The 19,165-nt window shown below is 73.2% G+C and carries 16 protein-coding genes; 11 read left to right on the forward strand and 5 right to left on the reverse strand.

What is annotated here, in order from left to right; all coding sequences use genetic code 11:
- The coding region (locus CCN29_RS04315) for a cytochrome P450 (RefSeq protein ID WP_086680126.1) at positions 1–1,035 on the reverse strand (1,035 nt) is incomplete at its 3' end.
- 440 nt (positions 1,036–1,475) lie between these two features.
- On the opposite strand from CCN29_RS04315, the gene CCN29_RS04320 reads away from it, so the two are divergent.
- The 4 genes from CCN29_RS04320 (at position 1,476) to CCN29_RS04335 (ending at position 4,898) form a co-directional block, all read left to right on the forward strand.
- The gene (locus tag CCN29_RS04320; RefSeq protein WP_031023459.1) at positions 1,476–1,688 is read left to right on the forward strand and encodes a ferredoxin; all 213 of its coding nucleotides are present in this window, start codon (positions 1,476–1,478) and stop codon (positions 1,686–1,688) included.
- A gap of 55 nt (positions 1,689–1,743) precedes the next feature.
- Complete coding sequence (locus CCN29_RS04325) at positions 1,744–2,991, forward strand: activator-dependent family glycosyltransferase (RefSeq protein WP_006129798.1); 1,248 nt, start codon at positions 1,744–1,746, stop codon at positions 2,989–2,991.
- 105 nt (positions 2,992–3,096) lie between these two features.
- On the forward strand, positions 3,097–4,098 hold the full coding sequence (gene rfbB / locus CCN29_RS04330; protein ID WP_039985975.1) for a dTDP-glucose 4,6-dehydratase: 1,002 nt from the start codon (positions 3,097–3,099) through the stop codon (positions 4,096–4,098).
- Complete coding sequence (locus CCN29_RS04335) at positions 4,095–4,898, forward strand: AfsR/SARP family transcriptional regulator (RefSeq protein ID WP_006129800.1); 804 nt, start codon at positions 4,095–4,097, stop codon at positions 4,896–4,898. The genes rfbB and CCN29_RS04335 overlap by 4 nt, the downstream gene beginning before the upstream one ends.
- 33 nt (positions 4,899–4,931) lie before the next feature.
- Here CCN29_RS04335 and CCN29_RS04340 read toward each other — a convergent pair whose 3' ends face one another.
- Complete coding sequence (locus CCN29_RS04340; RefSeq protein ID WP_031023453.1) at positions 4,932–5,915, reverse strand: NAD-dependent epimerase/dehydratase family protein; 984 nt, start codon at positions 5,913–5,915, stop codon at positions 4,932–4,934.
- A 224-nt stretch (positions 5,916–6,139) separates the two neighbouring features.
- Between CCN29_RS04340 and CCN29_RS04345 the strand changes: the two genes are divergently transcribed.
- Both CCN29_RS04345 and CCN29_RS04350 read left to right on the forward strand, forming a co-directional pair.
- Positions 6,140–6,748 carry a dTDP-4-dehydrorhamnose 3,5-epimerase family protein gene (locus tag CCN29_RS04345; RefSeq protein ID WP_031023451.1) on the forward strand — a complete coding sequence of 203 codons (609 nt, stop codon included), beginning with the start codon at positions 6,140–6,142 and terminating at the stop codon, positions 6,746–6,748.
- Between the two features lie 50 nt (positions 6,749–6,798).
- On the forward strand, positions 6,799–8,028 hold the full coding sequence (locus CCN29_RS04350) for a macrolide family glycosyltransferase (protein WP_051792213.1): 1,230 nt from the start codon (positions 6,799–6,801) through the stop codon (positions 8,026–8,028).
- 74 nt (positions 8,029–8,102) lie between these two features.
- Here CCN29_RS04350 and rfbH read toward each other — a convergent pair whose 3' ends face one another.
- Positions 8,103–9,404, reverse strand: a complete 1,302-nt coding sequence (rfbH, locus tag CCN29_RS04355) for a lipopolysaccharide biosynthesis protein RfbH (RefSeq protein ID WP_006129804.1) — start codon at positions 9,402–9,404, stop codon at positions 8,103–8,105.
- A gap of 302 nt (positions 9,405–9,706) precedes the next feature.
- Here rfbH and CCN29_RS04360 point away from each other — a divergent pair, with 302 nt between their 5' ends.
- The 4 genes from CCN29_RS04360 (at position 9,707) to CCN29_RS04375 (ending at position 14,916) form a co-directional block, all read left to right on the forward strand.
- Positions 9,707–11,065 (forward strand): acyltransferase, encoded by a 1,359-nt coding sequence (locus tag CCN29_RS04360; protein WP_031065698.1) that lies wholly within the window; start codon positions 9,707–9,709, stop codon positions 11,063–11,065.
- Between the two features lie 133 nt (positions 11,066–11,198).
- Complete coding sequence (locus tag CCN29_RS04365; protein ID WP_031023443.1) at positions 11,199–11,795, forward strand: HAD family hydrolase; 597 nt, start codon at positions 11,199–11,201, stop codon at positions 11,793–11,795.
- Positions 11,796–11,892: 97 nt separating this feature from the next.
- Positions 11,893–12,303, forward strand: coding sequence for an ACT domain-containing protein (locus CCN29_RS04370; RefSeq protein WP_031023442.1), 411 nt, complete (start codon positions 11,893–11,895; stop codon positions 12,301–12,303).
- A gap of 120 nt (positions 12,304–12,423) precedes the next feature.
- Complete coding sequence (locus CCN29_RS04375; protein ID WP_086680128.1) at positions 12,424–14,916, forward strand: excinuclease ABC subunit UvrA; 2,493 nt, start codon at positions 12,424–12,426, stop codon at positions 14,914–14,916.
- A gap of 40 nt (positions 14,917–14,956) precedes the next feature.
- Here CCN29_RS04375 and CCN29_RS04380 read toward each other — a convergent pair whose 3' ends face one another.
- Both CCN29_RS04380 and CCN29_RS04385 read right to left on the reverse strand, forming a co-directional pair.
- The gene (locus CCN29_RS04380; protein ID WP_086680130.1) at positions 14,957–16,201 is read right to left on the reverse strand and encodes a metallophosphoesterase; all 1,245 of its coding nucleotides are present in this window, start codon (positions 16,199–16,201) and stop codon (positions 14,957–14,959) included.
- A 12-nt stretch (positions 16,202–16,213) separates the two neighbouring features.
- Entirely contained in the window at positions 16,214–17,692 is a 1,479-nt protein-coding gene (locus tag CCN29_RS04385) for an FAD-dependent monooxygenase (RefSeq protein WP_006129810.1), read from the reverse strand.
- A gap of 299 nt (positions 17,693–17,991) precedes the next feature.
- Between CCN29_RS04385 and CCN29_RS04390 the strand changes: the two genes are divergently transcribed.
- The gene (locus CCN29_RS04390) at positions 17,992–19,008 is read left to right on the forward strand and encodes a thiamine pyrophosphate-dependent dehydrogenase E1 component subunit alpha (RefSeq protein ID WP_006129811.1); all 1,017 of its coding nucleotides are present in this window, start codon (positions 17,992–17,994) and stop codon (positions 19,006–19,008) included.
- Positions 19,009–19,165: the final 157 nt, after the last annotated feature.

Raw genomic sequence — 19,165 nt, forward strand, 5'->3', positions numbered from 1 at the left:
GTGGATGCCGTGGCCGAACGCCGCCTGCCGGGAATTGGGGCGGTCCGGGCGGAACACGTCCGGGTCGTCGAAGACCCGCTCGTCACGGTTGGCGGACAGCAGCCACAGGTGCACCAGCGTGTTCGCCGCCACCTCCATGCCCGCGACGGTGGTGGCGGTGGTGGTGACCCGCTCGATCCGGGTGAACGGAGGCCGCAGCCGCAGCGTCTCCTCGATGACCGCCGGGATCAGCGAACGGTCCGCGCGCACCTTGGCCAGCAGCTCCGGGTCCGCGTCCAGACAGATCAGCGCGTTGCCGACGAGCACGGACGTGGTGATGTGCCCGGCGAGCAGCAGCAGGGTGGCGAAGCTGGCGATGTCCTCGTCCTCCAGGTGCTCCCCGTCGAGCTCGGCGGTCACCAGGGTCCCCAGCAGGTCCCCCTGCGGCACCTTGCGCCGGTCCTCGATGAAGCGCTGGAGGTAGGCGGTGATGGTGACCGCGGTCTCCTCCATGCTGCGCACGCTCTCCGGGTCGTCCGGGTCGGTGGACAGCAACTGGTCCGCCCAGCCCTGGAACAGGTCGCGGTCCTCCGTCGGCACGCCCAGCATGCGGGCGATGACGGTCACCGGCAGCGGGTTGGCCAGCGCGTCCACCAGGTCGAAGCCGTCCCCGGTGACGGCGTCCAGGAGTTCACCGGTCAGCTCGGTGATCCACGGCTCGAGACCGGCGATCAGGTTCGGGGTGAACGCCTTGCTCACCAGCCGGCGCATCTTCCCGTGCAGCGGCGGGTCCAGCAGCAGAAGGGTGCCGCGCGGCGCCTGCCGCTTGCCGCCCGAGAGCCGGCCCACCGTGTCCGAGGAGAACGTGCCGGGATCGGACAGCACCTGCTGCACGTCGGCGTGACGGAAGACGTGCACGTTGCCCGTCTCGTCCCGCCAGGCCGGCTGGTCCTGCCGCATCCGCGCCGCCCACTCCAGCAGGGTGGCGCCGCCGTCCGGCTCCACGGTCGGCGCACGGCCGGTCCGGGAGGCCGCCTCCGGCGTAGGGTCGAGCACGTCCGAAGTGCCTTGCTGCGCCACCCGGGTTCCCCTTTCACGAAAGTCGTCGTACGGCCGCCCGCCCCCCGCGCCCGTCGGCGCGGCCGCCGCCGGGCCGGGCCGCACCGGACCCCGGAACGGGCACCGCGACGGCCGGTCCGGACACGGACCCCGGCGGGCACGAAGCGGCACCCCCGCCGGATCCGCGGGCTGCCGTTGCCGCCGGTCACTCCAGCACGCCCGGCGCCGGCCGAGCCAGAGGCCGCCGCGCGGTCTAGGGATTTTCCGAGTACCGGCCGCGCCCGCCCCGCCCGCCGGCCGCACCCGCCGCGTGAAATGTCTGGGCGAAACCCCAGACAGCGCCGCGTCACGGCCGCGGCCCCGCCCGGACGCCCCAAGATGAGCAGGACCCGGCACGCGTAGGAGTCCCGGACCCGGACCGGCGAACAGGAAACGGCATGGACATCACCATCGACCACGACCGGTGCATCGGCGCCGGCCAGTGCGCGCTCGTCGCGCCCGGCGTCTTCGACCAGCGGGACGAGGACGGACTGGCCGTCCTCCTGGTCGACCGGCCCGACGGCGAACAGCGCGCCGCGGTGCGCGAGGCCGCCGAGTCCTGCCCGCTCAGTGCCATATCCGTACGGGAGGACCGGCAGCCGGCGGCCTGAGACCCGCCGCGCACCACCCCAGAGGCCCCCGCGGCCCCGACGAGGAGAGAAACCCATGCGCGTCCTGTTCGCCGGCCTGCCGGAGAAGTCGCACGTCTACACGATGGTGCCGCTGGCCTGGGCCCTCATGGCCGCCGGGCACGAGGTGCTGATGGCCAACGCCCCCTCCCTGACCCGGGAGATCACCGGCGCCGGTCTGATCGCCGCGCCGGTGGGCCGTGACCACGACCTCCACAGCGAGATGGTCATCGCGCGCGACTCCCAGGACGCGGACGTCGCCAACTGGAGCCGCCTCGGCTACGGCGACGTCGACCACGCCGCCCTGGTCGCCCGGTACGAGATCAGCGTCCCCTACGGCTTCGCCCGCTACAACGACCCCGTCCTCGACGACCTCGTCGCCCTCGCCCGCCACTGGAAGCCCGACCTCGTCGTACGCGACCCCATCGCCTACGCCGGCGCCGTCGCCGCCCGCGCCTGCGGCGCCGCCCACGCCCGGCTGCTGTGGTGCGCCGACGTCTACGGCCGCGCCCGCGCCACCTTCGTCGAACTCGCCCAGGACATGCCCGAGGACCAGCGCACGGACCCCCTCGCCGACTGGATCGACGAACGGGGCCGCCCCTACGGCGTGCGCTGCGACGAGGAACTCCTCAACGGGCAGTTCACCATCGACACCCTCCCGCCCAGCCTGCGCCCGGCCGGCGACCTGCACACCCTCTCCATGCGCTACGTCCCGTACAACGGGCGCGCCGTGCAGGAGAACTGGCTGCGCGAGGAGCCGAAGCGTCCCCGGATCTGCGTCACCCTGGGACGCACCAACACCGAGGCGTACGGCGGCGACTACGTGGACGTGCCCGGCATCCTGCGGTCCCTGTCCCGCCTCGACGCGGAGATCGTCGCCGCGCTGCTGCCCGAACAGACCGAAGGCCTCGGCGAACTCCCCGACAACGTACGGGCCGTCAGCGGAGTCGCCCTCAACACGCTGCTGCCCGGCTGCTCCGCCGTCGTCCACCACGGCGGCTGGGGCACCTTCTCCACCTCCCTGGTGAACGCCGTGCCGCAACTCGCGGTCTCCACCCTCGTCGCCGACCAGGAGCTGCGCGGCCGCTCCCTGGAGGAGGCCGGCGCCGGGTTCTTCCTGCACCACTCCGAGGGCGACCCCGACCGGGTGGCGGACCTCACCCGCCGCCTCCTGGAGGACCCCTCCCACGCCGCCGCCGCACGCCGGCTCCGCGACGAGTCCGCCGCCATGCCCAGCCCCCACGACATCGTGCCGGAACTGGCCGCCCTGGCCGCGCGCGGCTGACACCCCGCGCCGGTTCCGCCATCCGCCGGCCGGCCACCACCGCACCACTCGAACAGGAAGGAGGACGGCGCACCCTCGGCACGCCCCGTGACGCGCCGCATCCCCATGAGTCACACGCGCATCCTGGTGACCGGCGGCGCCGGCTTCATCGGTTCCCACTACGTCCGCACCCTGCTCGGACCCGAGGGCCCCGACGACGTCACCGTCACCGTCCTCGACTCCTTCACCTACGCCGCCAACCCCGCCAACCTGGACCCGGTCTGCGACTCGCCGCGCTACCGCCTCCACGCCGGCGACATCTGCGACCCCGCCGTGGTCGACGGCCTCATGGCCGAACACGACCAAGTGGTGCACTTCGCCGCCGAGTCCCACGTCGACCGCTCCCTGCACAGCGCCACCGAGTTCGTCCGCACCAACGTGCTGGGCACCCAGGTCCTCCTGGACTCCGCGCTGCGCCACGGGGTCGACCGGTTCGTGCACATCTCCACCGACGAGGTCTACGGCTCGGTCCCCGAGGGCTCCACCTCCGAGGAACACCCGCTGCACCCCAACTCCCCGTACGCCGCGTCCAAGGCGGCCTCGGACCTGGTCGCCCTCTCCTACCACCGCTCGCACGGGCTCGACGTGCGGGTCACCCGCTGCTCCAACAACTACGGGCACCACCAGTTCCCGGAGAAGATCATCCCGCTGTTCGTCACCCGCCTGCTCACCGGCGCCAAGGTGCCGCTCTACGGCGACGGGATGAACGTGCGCGACTGGCTGCACATCGACGACCACGTCCGCGCCGTCGAACTCGTGCGCACCCGCGGCCGGGCCGGCGAGGTCTACAACATCGGCGGCGGCACCGAGCTCGACAACCGCGGGCTCACCGAACTGCTCCTCCAGGCGTGCGGCGCCGGCTGGGACAGCGTCGAGTACGTCGCCGACCGCAAGGGCCACGACCGCCGCTACTCCGTGGACTGGACCAAGGCGCACGTCGAACTCGGCTACAAGCCGCAGAAGGACTTCACCGAGGGCCTCGCCGAGACCGTCGCCTGGTACCGCGACCACCCCGAGGTGTGGAAGGAGGCCGCCCGCCGCGCCGTCCTGCCCGGAGCGCGCCGGTGAGCCGCGCCGCGCTGAGGTGGCGCGCCCTCGGCCCGCTGCGGGCCGTCCGCGACGGCCGGGACACCACCCCGACGGCGCCGAAGGTGCGCCAGGTCCTGGCCCTCCTGCTGGCCCGCCGCAACACCGTCGTCCCGCTGACCGTCATCACCGAGGAACTCTGGTCGGGGCGGGCGCCGCGCAGCGCGCTCACCACCGTCCAGACGTACGCCTACCAGCTGCGCAGGGCGCTCCAGGACGGCGAGGAACCGGCGGATCCCGCCGACGGCCCGCTGGTCACCCACCCGCACGGCTACCTGCTGCGGGTGGAGCCCGACGAGTACGACGCGGAGGAGTTCACCGCGCTGACCGGCGCCGCCCGCACCGCGCTGGCCTGCGACGACCTCACCGCCGCCGAGACCCTCACCGGCCGTGCGCTGGACCTGTGGGAGGGACCGCTCTTCGCGGACGTGGCCCACGGCCCCCTGCTGCGCGGATACGCCCTGCGCATGGGGGAACTGCACCTCCAGGCACAGGAGATGCGCATCACCGCGGGCCTGCGGCTGGGCCGGCACCGCGAACTCGTCGGCGACCTCAAGGAACTGGCGTGCGCGCACCCGCTGCACGAGTGGTTCCAGGGGACCCTGATCATCGCCCTCCAGCGGTGCGGCCGGCGCAGCGAGGCACTGGACGTCTACCAGCAGCTGCGCGTCGCCCTGCGCGACGAGCTCGGCCTGGACCCCTCGCCCGGGCTTCAGCGGCTGCGCCAGCACGTCCTGACCGACAAGGTCAGCACCGCGGACCTGGACCTGCTGCCGGGCTGACGCCGCCCGCCGGCGCCCAGGCGCCCCGCCCGGTCACTCCCGGCCCGCCGCGGCCCGCCACAGGTCGCCCACCATGTCCCGGGGCGTGCGCACCGGCTCCCAGCCGAGCACCCCGCGCGCCGCCGACACGTCCACGCCCATCCAGTCGTCGTCCCCGGCCGGACGCAGCCCGGCCGCGCCCCGCTCCACCAGAGTGGCCGGCCGGCCGCTGATCGCCAGCAGCAGATCGACCATGTCCCGGACGTGCTGCGAGACGCCGCTGGCGATGTTCAGCACCCGCCCCGAGGCGCCGGGGACACGCAGCGCCGCGACCACCGCGCGGGAGACGTCCCGCGCGTCGACGAAGTCACGGCTGCTGCGCAGCGGCGCGACCCGCACCTGCGCCGGCGCCCCGTCCCCGCTCCCGGCGAGCAGCTGCGCCGCCACCTGCCCCAGCAGGCTGGCCGTGGGCGTGCCGGCGCCGATGACGTTCGACAGCCGCAGCACCACCGCGTCCGCCTCCCCGGCCCGCACCGCGCGCAGAACGGCCCGGCTGCCCCGGAGCTTGGTCCGGCCGTAGTCGGACACCGGCTCCTCCGGCGAGGACTCCGTCAGCAGCACCCCGCGCGGCTGCGGCGCGTACTCGTGCACCGACCCGAGCTGGACGAGCCGGGGCCGTGCCCCGGACGCGGCGACCGCGGCCAGCAGCCGGTCCACCAGCAGTTCGTTGTTGCGGCGCATCCCCTCGGCGTCGGGCGACCACACCTCGCCGGCGGCGTTCACGATCGCCACCGGCCGTTCCGTCTCGATCAGTGAGGTCAGGGCCTCCGGACCGCCGTGCACCAGATCCATCGGCCGGAACCGCCAGGACGCCGGAGTCTTGAGCGGGCGGCGCGCGACGGCCAGGACCTCGTACCCGGCCGCGTCCAGCGCCGCTCCCACGTGCCCGCCGACGAAACCGGTCGCTCCCAGGACGACGACACGGCCGGACCCCGTGTCCGGCCCGTCCGGTCGCCCCGGCACACCGACCTGCGTCATGCGGCTCTCCTCCCGGGCCCGCCGACGGGTGCCCGTTCGCCTCCTGCCGGCCCTCGCGAGCGGACGCGCGGGGCCTCGCCAGTCACCTTGGCACCCGCCGGTCCAGGATCCCTCCGGGCCTCCTCCAGGATCGTTCGAGGTTCCGTCCACCCGATCGGTCCCCGACCGGTCCTGGACCGGTTCTGGACGGCTCCTCGAACGGCGTTTCCTACCGTGGTGCCACCATGAAGGTTCGAGAGATGGCCGTGCCGGACGCGTTCCACATCACCCCGCGCCACCTGCGCGACGCGCGCGGCACCTTCTACGAGTCGTTCCGCCACGACCGGCTGGCCGAGGAGATCGGCCGTCCCGTGACCGTCGCGCAGGTGAACTACTCGGTCTCGCGCCGCCACACCCTGCGCGGACTGCACGGGACGCTGCTCCCGCCGGGCCAGGCCAAGGTCGTGTGCGTGGTGCGGGGCGCGGTCCTCGACATCGTCGTCGACCTGCGGGTCGGCTCGCCCACCTGGGGCGTGCACGAGGTGAACGAACTGTCCGCCGAGTCCGGCGAGACCCTGTTCGTCGCCGAGGGCCTGGTCCACGGCTTCCTCGCCCTCACCGACGACACCTGTGTGTCGTACCTGTGCTCCACCGAGTTCGTGCCCGGCACCCAGGTCGACATCGACCCCTTCGACCCCGAACTCGCCCTGCCCTGGGGCCTGTCGGAGGCGCCGCTGATGTCGGCCAAGGACTCCTCGGCCATCTCCGTCGCCCAGGCTCGGGACAGCGGCATCCTCGCCGGGTACCAGGAGTGCCTGGCGCACTACGCGGCGCTCCGCGAGACCGCCCGCTGACGTTCCACCGCCGGCCGGCGCCGCCGCCCGGCCGATCCCCAGGAGAGCCGATGCCGTCCGGCACCCCCGCGCCCGCCCTGCACTACGCCCTGCTGCTCTTCGCCGACTTCGGCCACATCGCCCCCACGCTCGGCGTGACCCGCGAACTGCTGCGGCGCGGCCACCGCGTCACCTACGTCGTCGACGAGCGGTTCGCCGCCGTCGTCGAGGAGACCGGCGCCCGCGCCGTCACCTACACGTCCGCACGCGGCGACTTCTACCGCTCCGCCGATCCCACCGCCGACCAGCTCGCCGAGGACGGCTACCGCCTCCTCGTGGACACGGTGCACACCGTCTTCCCCACGGCCATGGAGGCGTTCGCCGCCGACCGCCCCGACGTCGTCCTCTACGACTTCGAGACGGTCGCCGCAGGCCGGGTGGCCGCCCGGCTCCTGGACGCGGTGCCGGTGCAGGTGTGCCCGAGCCACGCCGCCAACGAGTCGTTCTCGATGCGCGCCCAGATGTGGGACGCCGACCACCCGGTGATGGCCGAGGGCGCCAAGGTGATGATCGGCTTCATGGGGGAGCACGGCATCGGCCTCGACGAGATGGCCCGCTACGGCGCCGAGTGGGACCTGCGCAACCTGGTGTTCCTGCCCCGCGCCTTCCAGATCGAGGGCGACACCTTCGACGACCGGTTCGCCTTCGTCGGCCCCACCTTCTCCGAGCCGCCGGCGGACTCCGCCCGGTGGACGCCGCCCGGCGACGGCCGGCGGGTGGCGCTGGTGTCCCTGGGGACCGAGGCGGGGGACCGGGCCGGCTTCTTCCGGCAGTGCGCGCAGGCCTTCGACCCGGCCGGCTGGCACGTCGTGATGACCCTGGGACGCGACAGCGACCCGGCGCACCTCGGGCCGCTGCCCGAGCACGTCGAGGCCCACTCCTGGCTGCCGCACCCGCAGGTCCTGCCGTACGCCGACGTCTTCGTCTGCCACGCCGGCATGGGCAGCCTCATGGAGGCCCTCCACTACGGCACACCCGTGGTGGCGCTGCCCCGCGCCCACGAACTCGCCCTCAGCGCCCAGCAGCTGGAGCGGTGCGGGGTGGGCAGGGCCCTGCCCAGGACCGGGCTGACCGCGCCCGCCCTCGCGGAGGCGGTGGCCGGCCTGCTCGCCGACCCCGGGACCCCCGCGGCGCTCGCCCGCATGCGGGAGGCGGTCCGCACGGCGGGCGGCGCCGTCCGCGCCGCCGACCTGCTGGAGACCTGGGCGGCCGGCCGCCACGCGGTCCCGGCCGCGGGCTGACCCGCCGCGCACACGCGTGGTCCCCGGCACCTCGTCGGTGCCGGGGACCACCACGTGCGCGCGGATCCTGAGCGTCAGTGCGGCAGCGTCACGTACTCGCTCACCGTGGCGATGCTGTGGTCGATCATCTCGTCGGTCAGCCCCGGGTACACCCCGATCCAGAACGTCCGCTCGGTGGTGATGTCACTGTTCGTCAGAGGCCCGCTGACCCGGAACTCCCGCCCCTCGTACGCGGGATGACGGGTGAGGTTGCCCGCGAAGAAGCGCCGCGTGGCGACCTTGCTCGACTCGAGGTGGTCGATCAGCGCGCCCGGCGCGAACGGCGCGTCGGGGTGCACGGTGATGGCGAACCCGAACCAGCTGGGGTCGCTGCCCTTCGTCGCCTCGGGCAGCACCAGGTGCGGCAGCCCGTCGAGCCCTTCACGCAGCCTGGCCCAGTTGTGCCGGCGCGCGGCGCCGAACTCGTCGATCCGGCCGAGCTGCTGAAGACCGAGGGCGGCCGCCACATCGGTCGACTTCAGGTTGTAACCGACGTGGGAGAAGATGTACTTGTGGTCGTAGCCCTCGGGCAGCGACCCCATCCGGTGCTCGAACCGCTTGAAGCACCGGTTGTCCTCACCCGGTTCGCACCAGCAGTCCCGGCCCCAGTCGCGCATCGACTCCACGATCCGGGCCAGCGCCAGGTTGTCGGTCAGCACACAGCCGCCCTCGCCCATCGTGATGTGGTGCGCGGGGTAGAAGCTCTCCGTCGCCAGATCACCGAAGGTGCCGGTGAGCTGCCCCTCGTAGGTGCTGCCCAGGGCGTCGCAGTTGTCCTCGATGAGGAACAGACCGCGGTCCTCCGCCAGTTGCGCGATCTCCCGCACCTGGAACGGGTTGCCCAGCGCGTGCGCCATCATGATGGCCTTCGTGCGCGGGCCGATCGCCTGCTCCACCCGTTCCGGCGTGGCGTTGTACGTGCCCAGCTCGATGTCGGTGAAGACCGGCACCAGCCCGTTCTGCAGGATCGGGTTGACCGTCGTGGGGAAGCCGGCGGCCACCGTGACCACCTCGTCGCCGGGCCGCAGACGGTGCTCCTCCAGCTGCGGCGAGGTCAGCGAGCTGAGCGCCAGCAGGTTCGCCGAGGAACCCGAGTTGGTCAGGTGCGCCTTGCGCAGACCGAAGTACTTCGCCAGCGCCCGCTCCAGCCTCCGCGAGCTGACGCCCGCGGCGATCCGCATGTCGAGCGCCGCCTCCACCAGGGCGACCCTGTCGTCCTCGGTGAGCACGGCGCCGGAGGCCTGCACCGGGGTGACACCCGGCACGAACCCCGACGAGACGGCGGAGCGGTGGTATTCGCGTACCAGATCGAGGATTTCGGTCTTGTCGTGCCCCATCGGCTGCTGGCCTCCTGTGTGTGCCGGTGGGGACGAGACGTACGGCGGCGCGCGGTCGAAGCGGGTCCCCACGCCCGTGTCGATCGGGCACTCCAGACCAGCACGCGGGCGCACCCGGGGGCCAGCGCCGCCGCGCAACTCTAGGGATAGACCAAAACCGCGGCCCGCCGTCGCCGGGCGGCGGGCCGGAGGGCGGCGAGGCGGGCGTGACGGCCGAGCTCTAGGGATTTCCTCGCCCCGCACAGGTCACCCTGGAGCGTCCGGTCACCGAACTCTTCACCCCGACCACCCTGGAGACGTTCATGAAAAGCGGGTCCGCGGCGGGCGACGCCGGCCGTACCGTGCTCGTGCGCAGCGGAGAGGCGAGCGGCGAACGCGTCCGGCTGAGCGTCTACGACCTGGTGAACGGCACCTTCGGCAGCACCCGCACCTTCTACTACCGGCAGCGCCTGGACACCGAGGCGCTACGGGAGTCCCTGCGCCGCACCCTCGTCCACTACCCCCTGCTCACCGGACGTCTCGTCCGGGACGCGGACCGCGGCCTGAGCGTCGTCTGCGACGACGCCGGCGCCGTGTTCGCCGAGACCGACTCCGACCGGCCCATGCCCGACTACGGCCCCGACCACCGCGTCGGGGACGACCTGCGCCGCTACATCCACCCCGTCAACGCCTTCCGGGTCGTCGGACACGACACCCCGCTGCTGACGGTCAAGGTCACGCACATGCGCGGCGGCGGCTCCGTCCTCGGCGTCTCGACCAACCACAGCGTGGTGGACGGCAGCGGCTGCCTCGACTTCCTCCTGCACTGGTCGCGCACCCACCGAGGGCTCGACCACCGGGCCCCGTCCCACGACCGGGCCCTCCTGGACGGTCTCGCCGCCGGCGTCCCGCCCGCGCCGGACGACTCGCAGTACGCGGTGATCACCGGCCGGGCCAAGTTCGGCTTCATCTGGCGGGTCAACGCGCGCGCCCGCCGGGTGAGGACCTTCACGGTCCGGTTCCCCTCGGCGGAGGTCCTCGCGCTGCGCGAGACCGCACGCGCCGGCGGCGACCACGCGCGGGCGACCAGCGGCGACGCCCTGAGCGCCCACATATGGCGGGTGCTGGGCGCCGTCCGTGACCGGGAACCGGCGGCCACCGAACGGCTCGGCATCGTGGTCGGCCTGCGCGGCCCGCTGTCGGAGCACCTGCCGCACGGCTACGGAGGCAACGCCGTCTCCAACATCACGGCCGCACTGCCGGCCCGCGCGCTGCGGGAGGAGCCCCTGGCCCACACCGCGTCGGCCGTCCGCGAGGCCCTCGACCGGGTCACCTCGGAGCGCATCCGCGAGGAGGCCGCGTTCCTGGAGGCGCAGCGCCGCGCGGGCCGGGTGAACCGGGTGCTCAGCCGCATGGCCCTGGACTCCTTCGCCGACACCGTCTCCCTGAACAACGTGAGCCGGCTGCCCGTGTACGCCATCGAGTTCGGCGCCGGCCGGCCGTTCTGGTTCGAGCACCCCGCGACCCCCGTCCCGTGGACCGTCCTCATCACCCCGACCCCGGACGACGACCACAGCCGCGACGTCCACCTCAGCGTGCCCCGCGAGGCGGCCGAGGCGCTGCGCACCCCCGAGTGGTCCCGGCGTCTGCATCTCCGGGAGAGCTCACCGGACCGCTTCTGAGCGAGGCGGACGATCCGGCTCCGTGAAGGGAGCCGGCGTGAAGGCGGACGCGAGCCGCCGTGCACGCATCGGGGAGCGATCGTGCACATCCATGCAGCAGACACCCTGACGATGGCATAGTTGAATCGTGTTCATGGTCGATCACATCGGCGCCGTCTTCTTCTCCGTGGACTGCGTCCTGATGCAGGGAAGGAACCTTTCCCGTCACGTCGAGGAGCGCCTCGGCCTGCGCGCGGACCCTGACCCCGCCCACTGGGCCGGCGTGTCCGAGAAGGCGCTGTGCGCCGAGCTGGAGGACCTCGCGCTGCTCCCGGGCGTGCAGGAGACCACCGACTGGTGCTGGCGCAGCGGACTGGTCCCGGTCGCCTCCTCCCTCGGCTGGGCGCCGATAGCGGCCCACCTGGCCGAACGGTTCGGCTTCCACTCGTACGCGGGCCGGCCCCTGGAGACACGCGCCGGCCGTTTCACCGGCCGCGCCGGCACCCCGCATAAGGACCTGGACCAACGGGCGTTCGCGGCCCGGCGCGCCGGCGAACTCGGCGTCCCCCTCACCGCCTGCGCCGCCGTCGGGGCGTGTCCGGACGACGGCCCGCTCCTCGACGCGGTGGGCGTCGGCATCGCCTTCAACGCCCCCGACGACGTCCGCGCCTTGGCGAGCACGGCCGTGGAGGGCGACGACCTCCGCACGGTCATCCCCGCGCTGGAGGGGCTGACCGCCCGAGTGCAATGACCAGGCGCCCGCGCGTCATCACCTGACGCTGTCTCCACCGAAGGAGCGACACGTCACGGTGCGTGCCCGGTCCGCCCGGCTGTATAGGGTGTCTGTCGTGCCCGGTGAAACTGACCTGCGACGACTCCTGACCGACATGCGGCCCGAACGGAATCCGGGACGCTACGTGTTCACCACCGTGGCCGGCGGAATCCCGCCCGGGGTCACCCCGGCCGTCACGGTGACCGAACCGGAGGGACTCACCCTGGTGCTGCGGCAGGAGGACGCCGAAGCGGCAGGGCTCCGGTACGACTACGTGGCCGGGTGGCTGGTCCTGCGGGTGCACTCGGCCCTGGACGCGGTCGGCCTGACCGCCGCCGTCGCCCGGGAACTCGCCGGGGCCGGGATGAGCTGCAACGTGGTGGCCGGATTCCACCACGACCACCTCTTCGTGCCGTACGAGGCGACGGACCGTGCCCTGGAGCTGCTCGAAGGACTCTCCCGGAGAAGTGCGGTCGGCGTCGCGTAGTAGTCTCGGTGATCCATCCGGGAAGGGCCTTCAAGAGGCTCAGGACGAGGAGACCCGGCCCTCCCGGGCGCTCCGGTCCCGTGCGTCCCCCTTCCCGTCGTAGGGGAGAGGACTGAAACCATGACAGCAAGCGTGCGCACCTCGGAGACCATCGAGGTGGTGGGAGCACGGACCAACAACCTCCGCGACGTCGCCGTGACCATCCCCAAGGGGCGGGTGGTGGCCTTCACCGGCGTCAGCGGCAGCGGCAAGACCTCCTTAGCGATCGACACCCTCCACAACGAAGCACAACTCCGGTACCTCGAAGGGCTCTCGCCGTTCGTCCGGCAGTACATCACCCAGCGCAACCGCCCCAAGGTGGACCGGGTCCTCGGCCTGGGCGCCACCCTCGCCGTCGACCAGCGCCGGCTCAACCGCAATCCGCGCTCCACCGTCGCCACCATCACCGGCATCGACGGCCACCTCGGACTGCTCTACTCCCGGCTCCCCGCCATCGGTCCGGACCCGCTCCCCGGTGACGGCCCTCTCAGCTCCGCCCACTTCGACCGGCACACCCCGGAGGGAAGCTGCTCCGCCTGCCACGGCGTCGGCGGACTCTGGCAGGCGCAGGAGGAACTCATCATCACGCGGCCGGAGTTGCCCCTCTTCGAGGGAGCCTCCCCGTGGTACGCGAAGTGGCGCTCCGGTGAACACGCCTTCATCCCCGCACTGGCCGAGAAGCGCGGCGTGGACCTCGGTCTGCCCTGGCAGTCGCTGCCCGAGCGGTTCCGGCACGAGGTGCTGTACGGCACGGGGGACGAGAAGATCGAAGCCACCGTCGACATGCCGAACAAGAACGAGACGTCCTCCTGGACGTACACCTCCAGCGAGCCGCTGCGCGGAGCGCTCGCCGAGGTGGAGCGGGTCTTCGCGAACGCGGCGACACCCACCGCGAAGGAGCGGTACCTGCCGTACATGCGCAAGATGCCCTGCACCACCTGCGGAGGCAGCGGCTACGACGAGATCGCCCGGTCGGTACGGCTCGGCGGACTCGCCTACCCCGACCTTCTCGAGGCCGACGTCCGCGAGGTACGCGCCTGGGGCGACCGGGTCACCTCCGGCCTCGACACCGCACAGCGCACGGTCGGCGAACCGCTCCTGCAGGATCTCGCCCGCAGACTCCGGGTGCTGGACCGTCTCGGCCTCGCCCACCTCCAGCTGTCCCGCAGCGCGGCCACCCTGTCCGGCGGCGAACTCCAGCGCACCCGGCTCGCCGCCCAGCTCAGCACCGAACTCAGCGACATCATCTTCGTGCTCGACGAACCGGGCACCGGTCTCCACCCCGCCGACAAGGCGCATCTGCTTGACATAGCGCTGGAGTTGCGGGCCGCCGGGAACACCGTGCTGCTCGTCGAGCACGACCCGGAACTCATCGCCCGCGCCGACTGGGTGATCGACATGGGACCGGGCGCCGGGCGCCTGGGCGGCGAGGTGCTCGTCTCCGGCACCCCCGCCGACGTCGCCGGGCATCCCCACTCGCTCACCGGCCACTACCTCGCCGGGAAGGGACCGCGGCTGCGCCGCACCCGCCGGCCGGTCGGGGAGGGCACCCGGTGGGTGGAGCTGCACGGGCTGTCGGCGCACAACGTGACAGCGGACCTGGTCCGCTTCCCCGTGGGCCGGCTGACCTGCCTGACCGGGGTCAGCGGCAGCGGCAAGAGCAGCCTCCTCGGCGCCCTGGGCGCCGGCACCGAGGCGGCTCTCGCCGGAACGGCGACCGACGCCGTCCGCCGGGTCACCGGCGCCGGCACCTTCGGCTGGGTCGCCGTGGTCGACCAGGAGCCGATCGGGCGCACCCCCCGCTCCAACCCCGCCACCTACAGCAAGGCCTTCGATGTCGTCCGCAAGCTGTTCGCGGAGACCGACGAGGCACGCAAGCGCGGCATCAAGGCATCCTGGTTCTCCTTCAACACGGCCAACGGCGGACGCTGCGAGGTCTGCACCGGGTACGGCCGCAAGCTGGTCGACATGCACTTCCTGCCGGACGTGTGGGTGGTCTGCGACGCCTGCGAGGGACGCCGCTACACACCGGAGGCCCTGGAGATCACCTACCGGGGACTGACCATCGACGGGGTGCTGGAGCTGACCGTCGCCGAGGCCGTCGAACGCCTCACCGAGAACCGGCAGTTGGCGGAGACGCTGAAGGCCATGGACCGGGTCGGCCTCGGCTACCTCCAACTCGGCCAGAACGCCACCGAACTCTCCGGCGGCGAGGCGCAGCGCCTCAAACTCGCGTCGGCGATCCAGCGCGGCTCCGCGGGCCGCAAGGCCGGACTGGTCGTGCTGGACGAGCCCGTCTCGGGCCTGCACCCCTCCGACATCCAGCGCATGGTGGACGCCTTCGACCTGCTCCTGGAGTCGGGCAACACGGTGGTCGTCGCCGAGCACGACATCCCCGTCGCGGCCTCCGCGGACTGGGTGATCGACCTGGGCCCGGGCGCCGGACCGGACGGCGGCGCGGTCGTGGCGGCCGGCACCCCCGACCAGGTCGCCGAGGCCGGCACCCCGACCGCGGGCTACTTCCGCCGGTACATGGCGGGCCTGCCGCTGCTGAACGGGTACGGCGACCACTGAGCCGCCGGCGACGCCCCGCGCCCGGCCGTGGCGCACACGGTCAGGCGCGGGGCGACGCCAGTTCCACGACGGTGATCTCGGGGTCGGCGTCCAGGCGGACGGGCGGTCCCCAGAAGCCGGTGCCCCGGCTCACGTACAGCACGGTGTCCCCGTACCGGCTCAGCCCGGCGACGTCCGGCTCGACCAGGGACGCGAGACGGGTGAAGGGCCACAGCTGACCGCCGTGGGTGTGGCCGGACAGCTGGAGGTCCACCCCGTACCGGGCGGCCTGCGTGACCTGCGCCGGCTGGTGGGCGAGGAGGACGACGGCCCGGTCCCGGTCCCGTCCGCCGAGCGCGGCCTCGTAGTCGGGGCCGGCGCCGTGGTCGGCGCCGCTCGCGTCCTCGACCCCGGCCAGGTCGAAGCCCGGCAGGGCGACCCGCTCGTTGCGCAAGGGACGCAGCCCGAGCCCTCTCACGAAGCGGACCCACTGCTCGGCGCCCGAGTAGAACTCGTGGTTCCCGGTCACGTAGTACGCGCCGTGCGGCGCCCGCAGATCCTTGAGCGGTTCGGCGGCCCGCCCCTGGACCTTCACGTCGGCGTCCTCCACCAGGTCCCCCACGAGGGCCACCAGGTCCGGCTCGGTCCTGTTCAGGAGGTCCACCAGTTGCCGGGTGCGGGACCGCCCCACCAGCACGTTCAGATGGATGTCGCTGATCAGCGCGATCCGGAAGCCGTGGGCCTGCGGGCCGAGCCGGGCGAGGGGCACGACCAGGTGCCTGACGCGGGGCGGCCCCAGCGCGGTGTACGCGCCGTACCCCACGGCGGCGCCGGCGGCGGTCCCGGCGGCGACGGCGACGACGCGGCTCACGAACAGCCGCCGGGAGGCCAGGAGTCCGTCGGCCGAGGCGGGCACCGGGACGTCCGGACCGGGCGCGGAGTCCGCACCGCGCGACCGCCCCCGTCCGTCCTCGGCGGCCGTGTCACCGGCGAGGCGCCGCCGCGCGACCCGCATCAGCAAGGGCCGGACCGCCTCACCTGCCAACAGTGCCAGCGTCAGGTAGAGAAGACCCGCCATCCAGGTGAAGCCGGGCCAGCCCACCGCGGTGGCCAGCGCCGGGGGCAGCGCGCGCTCCCCGGGCGGCGCGGCCACCAGCAGCAGCCCCAGCAGCACGATCAGGACCGTACCGGCCCGGCGCCACCACGAACCCGGGGACGTGGTGGCGCGAACCGTCCGCCACCACACGTAGAAGTGGGCACCGGCGAGGGCCGGCAGCACGAGCGCGACGAACAACGCGGAGGACACCGGAACCCCGGATCAGCCGGCGACCGTGCGCGGCTCACCGCACCAGCGGCGCAGCGCCCTCGTCAGCCCCCGGCCGGGTTCGACGCCCGCCCAGGCCACGTACCCGTCCGGCCGGATCAGCACATGCGCGGGCCACCCCGTGCCGAGGGGTTCGGCGAGCACACCCGTACGCAGCCGTTCCTCCCAGCCCGCGGCGGCGGGCGGACAGCCGCCCGTGCCGGTCAGCACGAAGTGCCCGCTCCGGAACAACTCGTACAGCCGCTCCGGGCCGCCGGGGGCCGCCACGAGGGGCCGGTCCGGCACCCGCCGGCCCGACCACCGGTCACCCTTGTCCGCCGGGTAGCGCAAGGTCAGCCCCGACAGGTGCAGCACGTTCAGCCGGTGCACCGGCCTGATCCGCATCGACCACATCGCCGCCTTCCGCAGCACCCGCGCGGGAAGACTGTCGGACGTCTCGAAGCGGAAGGACAGGTCGGTCTTGCGCAGCGTCTCCGCCGCGATGGGGTACCGCTCCGCCTCGTAACTGTCGAGCAGCCCTCGCGGTGCCCATCCGTCGAGCACCGCCCGCAGCTTCCAGCCCAGGTTGAACGCGTCCTGGATGCCGGTCTGGAGCCCCTGCCCGCCGGACGGGATGTGCGTGTGCGCGGCGTCCCCCGCGAGCAGTACCCGGCCGACGCGGTAGGTCTTCGCGTGCCGCTGCGAGCTGCGGAACCGGGACAGCCACAGCGGGCTGTGGATGCCGATGTCCGCGCCCAGGATGGCGGCGCAGCTCTCGCTCAGGTCCTCCAGGGTGAGCGGCTCGTCGGCGGGGACGGTGAACTTCTCCCGGTCCAGCACGATGACCCGGTACGTGCCGTCCCGGAACGGGAACAGGGCCGCCATGCCGCGCCGGGTGATCCGCGCGTACTCGGCCGGCCCCGGCGGACCGCTCAGCCGGGCGTCGGCCATCATCAGCGACTGGTCGTAGTTCCAGCCGTCGAACTCCACGCCGAGGGCGTCACGGACCGTGGAGTTCACCCCGTCACAGCCGACGACGTACCGGGCCCGTACGGTGGCCGGACCCTCCGGACCGGTCAGCTCGACGTCGACCCCGTCGTCGTCCTGCGACAGCCCGGTCATCTCGGTCCCGAAGAGCAGCACCGCGCCCGCCTTCTCGGCGGCGGCCTGCAACGCGTCCTCGGTCCGCGCCTGCGGGATGGACAGGCTGAACGGGAACGGCGTGTCGAGCAGCCCGTAGTCCAGGTAACCGTCCTCGTTGCCGAGCGGCGGATGCGGGCACTCCCGCCCCCAGGCCAGCACGTCACCCACCCGGCCGCGCATGTCGAGGAGTTCCAGGGTGCGTGGCTCGACCGTGCAGGCACGGGACAGCCGGCTGCGCCCGGTGCGCTTGTCGACCACCTGGCAGGAGACGCCGAAGCCGGCCAGTTCCGCCGCGAGCGCGAGCCCGGCGGGTCCGGCGCCGACGATGAGCACCTGGGGGGACGGCGGCATCTTCTGACTCCTTCGCAGGCGGCCGGACCCGCCGCACGGGCAGTGCGCGGGGGCGGAACGACGGCAGGCGGAGGCCTTGCCCCGGACCACGGGGCGGCCGCTTCCCGCCGGGATTCCGGCCAGTTAACGGGCGGGTGCGAAGCGGGCGCAACCACGCTGAGAACGAGGTAAGAGACGCCGGAGAGCGAGGGCCGGCGGATGAGACCGGATCGAGCACCGGATTGAGAACGGCGCGTCCTAGCGTGGCGACCGATCACGTGGTGTGCACGAAGTCCAGCCCCGCAGGGAGGAGTTCCGCCATGACCGCGCGTCCGCCGGAACCGAGCCGTACACCGGCCGCCCCGGCCGCCGCACCCCCACCGGCCGCCCCGTCCCTCGCGGAACCCTCCGCCGTACCCGGGCGTGAGGACCTGGAATCCCTCCTGACCATCCGCCATTTCGAGAACCTGCTGCTGCGGATGTTCGCCGAGGGCAGGCTCAACGGCACCACGCACACCTGTCTCGGCCAGGAGTACGTGCCGGTCTCCCTGGCCCCGCTGCTCGCCGGCGACCACGTGCTCAGCAACCACCGGGGCCACGGCCACTACCTCGCCCTGTTCCGGGACCCCGCCGGACTGCTCGCGGAGATCATGGGCCGCGCCGGCGCGGTGTGTTCGGGCGTCGGCGGCAGCCAGCACATCCGCCGCGACGGCTACCTCTCCACCGGGGTGCAGGGCCAGAGCCTGCCGCTCGCCGTCGGCATCGGACTGCGCTGCAAGCGCACGGGAGACGGCCGGATCGCCGCCGCGTTCGTCGGCGACGGCACCTGGGGCGAGGGAGCGGTCTACGAAGCGCTCAACATGGCCGCGCTGTGGCAGGTACCGGTCCTCGTGGTCGTCGAACACAACGGGATCGCCCAGTCCACCCCGACGCACGCCCAGATGGCCGGTTCGATCGCCGGCCGGGCAGCCGCCTTCGGCATCGACTTCGTGGAGATCACCGGCCACCACATCCCCGGCATCCGGGAGCGGCTCACCCCCGTGGTGCGCCGGGTCCGCGAGGAACACCGCCCGGCGGTCGTGCAGTTCACCACCCACCGGCTGGGCCCCCACAGCAAGGGCGACGACACCCGCGACCCGGCCGAGGTGGAGCGGCTCCGGGCCGGCGACTGGCACCGGGAGCTGACCGGACGGCTGGGCGCGCCGTTCCGGGAACTCGACGCGCGGATCCGCGCCGAACTGGAGGAAGTGGCCCGCGAGGTGGAGGCACGGCCGCCCGCCACCTGGACGGGGTCCGGTCCCGCGGACCCGAGGACGGAGGACCGATGGCCGAACTGACCGAGCCCACCGACCTGAGCGGACTGACCGCCCTCGTCGCCGAGGTGCTCCAGATACCCGCCGCCGAGGTGACGGAGGAGACCGGGACCGCCACCACGGCGGCCTGGACGAGCCTGCGGCACGTCCAGATCGTCTCCCGCGTCGAACACGCCTACGG

Origin of the sequence: Streptomyces pseudogriseolus (genome assembly GCA_002154585.1) — a bacterium.
Classification (GTDB): domain Bacteria; phylum Actinomycetota; class Actinomycetes; order Streptomycetales; family Streptomycetaceae; genus Streptomyces; species Streptomyces pseudogriseolus.